The 1,300-nt window shown below is 62.5% G+C and carries 1 protein-coding gene and 1 other annotated feature; the gene reads right to left on the bottom strand.

From position 1 onward, the window contains the following. Positions 1–27: 27 nt before the first annotated feature. Positions 28–1,238, bottom strand: a protein-coding gene (locus tag B7R24_RS17095) for an IS3 family transposase (RefSeq protein WP_253259548.1) whose coding sequence is annotated in 2 segments (ribosomal slippage) — positions 28–971 and positions 971–1,238 — 1,212 coding nt in all. Because the reading frame shifts where the segments join, the coding sequence is not laid out codon by codon here. Next, positions 859–972 (bottom strand) — a sequence feature (AL1L pseudoknot). Its footprint overlaps the gene before it by 114 nt. Positions 1,239–1,300: the final 62 nt, after the last annotated feature.

Genomic DNA, 1,300 nt, shown 5'->3' with positions numbered 1-1,300 from the left:
TGTCAAGCCCCGGGTTTGGTGGAGGGTTTAGTTGACCCGTTCGCTCGGTTGAGGGACGGGGGTTTGTGAGTAGAAGATCTCTTCTTTCTCGTTGGGTGGGATGTGGCCGAGCTCGCCATGCAAGCGGCGGTGGTTGAACCAGTCGATGTACTCCGCGACCGCGATCTCGAGGTCGTCGATCCCTTTCCACGGGCCGCGGTTACGGATCAGCTCGGCCTTGAAGAGCGAGTTGAACGCCTCCGCCATCGCGTTGTCATAGCTGTCGCCCTTCGATCCCACGGATGCGACAGCTTCCGCGTCAGCGAGGCGCTCGGTGTAGCGAATCGCACGATATTGAACTCCTCGGTCGCTGTGATGTATCAATTGGGACAGGTCGCGGCCGGCCCGCTGACGGGTCCAGATCCCCATTTCCAACGCATCCAACGCGAGGTCGGTGTGCAGGCTCGTGGAAAGCTGCCAGCCCACGACCCGGCGGGAGAACACGTCGGTCACGAACGCGGCGTAAACCCATCCGGAGAACGTGCGAATGTACGTGATGTCGGCGACCCATAAGCAGTCCGGTGCCGGAGCAGTGAAGCGGCGCTCGACGAGATCGCCGGGCCTATCAACGAGCGGCCCGGGGATCGTGGTTCGTGGTCCTTTCGAGCGCCGAACCCCGCGTAGCCCTTCGCGGCGCATGAGCCGTTCGACGGTGCACCTCGCCACCGTCTTCCCGTCGCGGCGCAGCTGTGCGTGCACTTTCCGGACGCCGTACACGCCGTAGTTGTCCTTGTGGATTTTGCGAATATCGGTGGTCGTTTGCTCGTCACTGACCGACCGTTTCGACGGCGGTCTGGTCTTCGCTGCGTAGTAGGTTTGCGGGGCGATCGGCAGTTCCCTGCAGATCGGCTCGACCCCGAACTCATCTTTGTGAGCGTCGATGTAATCGATCATCGGCTGGAGGGGCGGTCGAGCTCCGCCGCGAAGAAAGCCGACGCGCTCCGTAGGATCGCGTTCGCCCGACGCAACTCCCGAACCTCGCGTTCGAGCTCGACCAGCCGCGCCGACTCATCCGACGTCACACCGGGCTTGAGCCCGTTGTCGACTTCGGCGCGGTGAACCCATCCACGGAGGGTGTCTTCTTTGATGCCAAGCTGCTGCGCGATCCGAGCATTGGCGCCGCGCGCATTCTGACCAGTCCGTGCGTCCACGACCAGGCGCACAGCCCGCGCTTTCAACTCCGGCGGATACTTCTTCATAACAGGCACGATTCTTACCCTTCCAGGGAATCAATACCCTCCATTAAACCCGGGGCGAGACA

Origin of the sequence: Subtercola boreus (genome assembly GCF_003399645.1) — a bacterium.
GTDB classification, from domain to species: domain Bacteria; phylum Actinomycetota; class Actinomycetes; order Actinomycetales; family Microbacteriaceae; genus Subtercola; species Subtercola boreus_A.
This window is presented reverse-complemented; position numbering and strand designations above follow the sequence as displayed.